The organism is Streptomyces sp. NRRL S-495 (assembly GCF_000966955.1).
Lineage (GTDB): Bacteria > Actinomycetota > Actinomycetes > Streptomycetales > Streptomycetaceae > Kitasatospora > Kitasatospora purpeofusca.
This window is the reverse complement of record NZ_JZWY01001026.1, coordinates 1-5,617: the sequence shown is the minus strand read 5'-3', so window position 1 is coordinate 5,617 and position 5,617 is coordinate 1. Positions and strand designations below refer to the sequence as shown.

Genomic DNA, 5,617 nt, shown 5'->3' with positions numbered 1-5,617 from the left:
GCCCGGCAGCGGTGAGCGCCGCCGCCGGGCCGGACGCTCACCCCTCCGCCGGGGACGCTCAGACCGCCGCCGCGAGCACCACCGGCGTCGGGCCGTCCGGGCGGACGGTGATGCTGTAGACGGCCCCGGCGGGCCGGTCGAGGAAGCGCACCGTGAAGGCGGGCAGCAGGAGTTCGAGCACCGCGACCGACTCGCGGAGCGCGAACTGGGTGCCGAGGCAGGCGCGGGCGCCGAGGCCGAACGGGAGGTAGCCGCCGAGGTGCGCGGGGCGGCTGCCGCCCGGGCCGAAACGGGTCGGGTCGAAGCGCTCGGGGTCGGGCCAGAGCGCCGGGTCGCGGTGGGTGAGGTAGGGGCAGACCAGCAGGTCGGTGCCGGCCTCGACGCGGTGGCCGGCGAGGGTGTCCTCGGTGAGCGCGTGCCGGGGGAGGATCCAGGCGGACGGGTAGAGCCGCAGGGTCTCGGAGACCAGGGCCTGCACCGCCTCGCGCCGTTCGGGCGAGCCCTCGGGGCCGGCGTCGAGGGCCCACCGCCGGGCGCCGGGTTCGCGGTCGAGGAGCAGGTACAGCCAGGTGAGGGTGGTGGCGGTGGTCTCGTGGCCGGCGACGAGCAGGGTGACGAGCTCGTCGCGGATCAGCCGCTCGGTGTACTCGGGGTGCAACTCGGCCGCGTCGAGCAGCACCCGCAGGACGCCGGGGCCGTCGGGGCCGTCCTCGTGGCGGCGGGCGGCGGCGATCGCGGCGTGCGCCACCGCGTCGATCCGGGCCAGGTCCTCGGCGACGGCCGCTCCGGCCTGTTCGCCGTCGGGGAGTTGGGGGAGGGCGGCGACAACGGTGGCGATGCGGTCGAGTTCGCGCTCGGTGGCCTGGTCCAGGGGGTGGCCGGTGAGCGCGCGCCAGATGGTGTCGAGGGCGAAGTGGCGCATCTCCGCGCCGAGGTCGATCTGCTCGCCGGTGCGCGCGTACCCGGCCCAGCGGTCGGCGGCGCGGCGGGCGGCGGCGGCGATCCGCTGCTCGTAGCGGCGCATCCCGGAGCCGGTGAACTGGGCCTGGAGCACCCGCCGTTGCCGCTTCCAGTCCTCGCCGGTCGCGGTCAGCACGCCCTCGCCGGCGAGCATCCGGGCCCGGTGCGAGCGCTTGACGTACCGCTCGGGGTGGCGGCCGAGGACGTGCTGCACGGCCTCGGGGTCGGTGACCAGGACGGTGGGGCGGGGGCCGATCCGGAACGCGGCGACACCGCCGAGGCGCTGCCGGGTACGGGCCAGCAGGTCGATCAGCTCGGCCTCCTCGGTGCGCCACTCCTCGACGGCCTCGGGCGGCAGTTCGGGGACGGGCGGGGCGGCGGCGGGGGAGGGGCCGGGGTTCGCGGCGGTGGTCACGGGGGTGCCTCCTCGGTCGGCGGCGGGCGGCGGTCCGCGCCGACTCTACGTCAGCGTGCGCTCCCGCCATGACCGTCCGGCCACCGTCCGGCCACCGGGCGCCACTCTGCGCCGATCGGGCGGCACTTGGGCGGCAACCAGGCGGCAACCAGGCAGCACCCAGGCAGCACCCGGGCGGCACCCGGGCCGGGATCGCGGGCGCGGCGCTCCGCACATGCGGCGGTGCCGCGGTCCGTCCCCCTCGACGAACCGCGGCACCGCTTTTTCATCCCGTCCCGGAGACGATCCGGTCCGCTCAGATCGGCTGCCAGAGGGCCGGGACGATCGGCGGCTCCCAGCCCACCTGGGCCGTGTGGCCCTGGAGGCACCGGTAGCTGATTCCGTTGTAGGTGACGGTGTCACCTGTCTTGTAGGTGGTGCCCGCGGCCCAGGTGCCGTTGCCCGGGCCGGGGTCGGAGGTGACCACCAGCGAGTAGCTGCTGGAGTGGGAGACCGAACCGGTGCCGGTCACGGTCAGGTTGTACGTCGCGGCGGGGACGGAGGCGGCGACCGAGATGTTCAGGGTCGCGGAGCCGCCCGACTGCACCGAGGCGGGGCTGACGGTGGCCGTCACACCGGCCGGCGCGCCGGAGACCGAGAGGTTCACGGTCTGGGCGGAGCCGGAGGTGGTCTGGGTGTTCACCGTGGCGCTGGCCGACTCGCCCGGCTTGACGCTGCCGGTGGCCGGGTTGACGTTGACCGAGAAGTCGTTGCTCGGCACCGGGCCGCTGCCGACCGAGGTCTTCCACAGCGTGTAGGCGACGCCGTCGGCGCTGCGGTCCAGCACGGTGGCGTTGATGTTGCTGGTGGTGTCGCAGGCGGAGTGGTAGCAGGAGTCGTACGCCCGGTTCGCGGTACCGCCCCACTTGGCCGCCTGGTTGGCGGTCTTGGTGGCGCTGGCGCCCGCGGCGTAGCCCGAGGTCGGGATACCGGCGGACTGGAACGAGGCGTCGTCCGAGCGGCCCTGGCCCTCGACGTTCTCCTCCGGCTGGAGGCCCAGCGAGTCCCAGTAGGCCTTCATCGGCGCCGAGGTGGCGGAGTTGACGTTGTTGATGAAGTAGCCGCCGTTGGGCGAGCCGACCATGTCGAAGTTGTAGTAGCCCTTGATGGCGCTGCGCTGGGTGGAGCTCAGCTGGCCCACGTAGTACTGCGAGCCCTGGAGGCCCTGCTCCTCACCGGTCCACCAGGCGAAGCGCACGTGGCGGGTCATGGTGGGGTTCTGCTGGGCGAGGGCGAGCGCGGTCTCCAGCAGGACGGACGAGCCGGAGCCGTTGTCGTTGATGCCCGGGCCGGCGCTGACGCCGTCCAGGTGCGCGCCGAACATGGTGACCTGGTCGGCGGGGCCGCCCGGCCAGTCGGCGACCAGGTTGTTGCCGCCGTAGGTGCAGGAGCCGCAGGCCTGCTCGCCGACCTGGTAGCCGGCGGCGACCAGCTTGGCCTTCACATAGGCCAGCGACTGGCTGTAACCGGCGGTGCCGGTACGGCGGTTGCCGCCGTTCTGGGAGGCGATGGTGTTGAGCTGGGCCAGGTGCGCCTGCACATTGGCGACGCTGATGTCGGGCGCCTGCCCGGTGGGCCCGCCGCCGCCGACTGTCAGCGTGTACTGCGCGGTGTGGGTGGTCTGGCCGGTGCCGGTGACCGTGATGACGTAGCTGCCCGGCGCGGTGGTGGCGCTGGTGGAGACCGTCATCGTCGCGCTCGACCCGGACTGGATCGAGGACGGGTTGAAGCTGACGCTCGCGCCGCTCGGGGCGCCGGAGGCGGTCAGGTTGACGGTCTGGGCGCCGCCCTGGGTCACCTGGGTGCCGACCGTCGTGGTGGCGGAGGAACCCGGCTGGACGGTGCCGGAGCCCGGGTTGGTCGAGATCGAGAATTCCGGCCCGGTCGGGCCGTCGCACTTCGGGTCACCGGTCTGGGCGGGCACGCTGACCGCGTCCCAGGCCGCCTTGGTGCGGTTGAACAGGTTGCAGGTGGGGTCGAGGCTCTTGGCGGCGGTCAGGGTGGTGGTCCGGTACCTCTTGTAGGTCATGCCGCTGGTCTTGAGCAGCATGCCGCCGTAGAAGACCCGGCCCGCGTCCTTGATGCCGACGCCGGTGACCGTGGAGCTGTTGCAGGTCGGGCTGGTGGGCTTGCCGCCGCCCGGGTTGGAGCCCTCGGCGAGCAGGTAGAACCAGTGGTTCAGCGGGCCGGCGGCCGCGTGCACCTCGGTGCTCGGGATCGAGGAGGAGTAACAGTTGGGGTCGCCGTTGACGAGCGAGGGGTTGGCCATGTTGCGGATCGGGCCGCGGCCGACCAGGTTGATCATCTCGCCGACGGTGTAGTCCGGGTTGTCGTACGGGGAGGGCTGGTTGGCGTAGGCCTCGGTCAGCGCGCCGAAGATGTCGCCGGTGCCCTCGCCCAGGCCGTTCTCGTTGTTGGCGCCGCCGGGGGTGTACTGGTCGATGCCGTGGCCGAACTCGTGGCCGACGACGTCGATCGAGGAGATCCACTCATTGGCGTTGTTGTGGCCGATGGAGACCGAGGAGCCGTCCCAGTAGGCGTTGACGTCGTTGAGACCGACCTTGACCGGCCAGCTGCCCCCGGTACCGTTGTGGCCGTTGCGGCCCAACCAGTCCTTGAGCATGTCCCATTCCTTCTGCGCCGCGAACATGACGTCGCCGCAGCCGGTCTCCTTGCTGGTGGGGCTGCCGTTGCCCCAGGAGTCCGAGGACTTGCTGAACACCTGGCCGGTCGCGTTGTCGGCGCAGCTCAGGCCGGGCCGGCCCGGGTCGCGCAGCGAGTAGCTGCTGCCGGAGCCGGTGGTGCTGATGGTGACCGGCGGCGGGCCGTTCCACTTGCTGTTGATGGTCCCGGCCCGCACGTCGTCGTAGCTGTCGACGACCTCGCCGTTGCGGGCGTCGACGAAGACGTGCAGGGTGCTCGGGGCGCTCGCGGTGCGGCCGGTGAGCACGGTCTCCCAGGCGAGCCGCCCGGCGCCGTCCTTGACCCGGACGACCAGGCGGCGGGACTGCACGCCGTCCACGGTGGCCAGCTTGGTGCGGGCGGTCCGCTCCGCGTTGGCGGCGCTGATCAGGGCGGTGGTGGGCACGCCTATCGCGCCGGTGTTGGCGGACTGGGAGCCGTGCACCCTGCCCTGGCCGTCGGCGATCACGACGGCGTCGCCGCCGACCACCGGCAGGCCCTTGTAGGTGCGCTCGTAGGCGACCGAGTAGAGACCGCCCAGCCAGGGGGTCACGGACTGGCGCTCGTAGGTCTCGCCGGGCCCCTTGGCCAGGGCGTCCAGGCCGGCCGCGGCCGCCTGGTCGGCGGCGTTCACGGCGGCGGCCAGTGCGCTGGGGGGTGTCGGCGCGGCCGCACCCGCGGCGGCGCCGGCCTGTCCGACCGCGGTGGCGGTCAGCATGCCGGCCAGGACGGTCAGGGTGGTCCCCGCCGTCAGCAATCTGCGTTTCATTCCGAGGCTCCTCGAACGTGGGGGTGCTCGACCGCGGACGGTGCGCCGGAGGGGCGCTCACCGCAGGACGCTGGGGGGACTGGTCAGCGGGCGTCCGCGCTCGGGTGCCGGAACACTCACACGCCGTCATGGCACGGTCAACGGGCTGGACGCGCGGAACGGGGGGTTGGCAAGTTCCGTCAAGTACCGCCTGGGTGCGCCAAGAAGCTTTTCGAGCACGGGACCTGACGAGGGAAAAGGCGTCCGGGCAGGTCGGAGCGCTCGGAGAGGTCGAGATCGGTGGCCAGTGAGGTAGAGACCAATAGAGAGGAGAGGTTGAGACCACCGTGTGGAGAGGTTGAGACCAGAGTGCGGAAGTGGTTGAGACCACATCATGTACGGCGGGGGTCCTCGTCCAGTACCGTCCTCCTCAGCGGACCTCTCCCACCGGAGGGCCCGGAACGCACTCGGGAGGGCAGCCCCGTGCACCGCAACCGGGCGGCGACCACGCCCGTCGAGGACCACCTCTGGCAGGCCTTCGGTCTGCGGCTGCGCCAGTGGCGCCGCCGCGCCGGACTGACCCAGGCCCAGCTCGGCGCCGAGATCGGCTACGACCACACCGCCGTCAGCAACCCGCCGCACCAGCCCCCGGATCGCCGACCGCCTCGACGACCTGCTGCAGGCCGGCGGCGAACTGCGCGCCGCCTGCCGCCTCGCCGAGGAGGGCCCCGCCCCGGCCCCGGCCCCAGCCTCCGCCGCCACCGCCGGCACCC

At 73.1% G+C, this 5,617-nt stretch carries 3 protein-coding genes; 1 reads left to right on the top strand and 2 read right to left on the bottom strand.

Annotation, left to right across the window (positions count from 1 at the left end):
- Positions 1-58: 58 nt before the first annotated feature.
- Both VR45_RS38270 and VR45_RS38265 read right to left on the bottom strand, forming a co-directional pair.
- Positions 59-1,375, bottom strand: a complete 1,317-nt coding sequence (locus VR45_RS38270; protein ID WP_045944566.1) for a cytochrome P450 — start codon at positions 1,373-1,375, stop codon at positions 59-61.
- 295 nt (positions 1,376-1,670) lie between these two features.
- Positions 1,671-4,865: a M28 family peptidase gene (locus VR45_RS38265; RefSeq protein ID WP_045944565.1), complete on the bottom strand. Its 3,195-nt coding sequence runs from the start codon at positions 4,863-4,865 to the stop codon at positions 1,671-1,673.
- Positions 4,866-5,327: 462 nt separating this feature from the next.
- Between VR45_RS38265 and VR45_RS46415 the strand changes: the two genes are divergently transcribed.
- Positions 5,328-5,617: helix-turn-helix transcriptional regulator (locus VR45_RS46415; RefSeq protein ID WP_234326580.1), on the top strand; the 290-nt coding region annotated here is incomplete at its 3' end.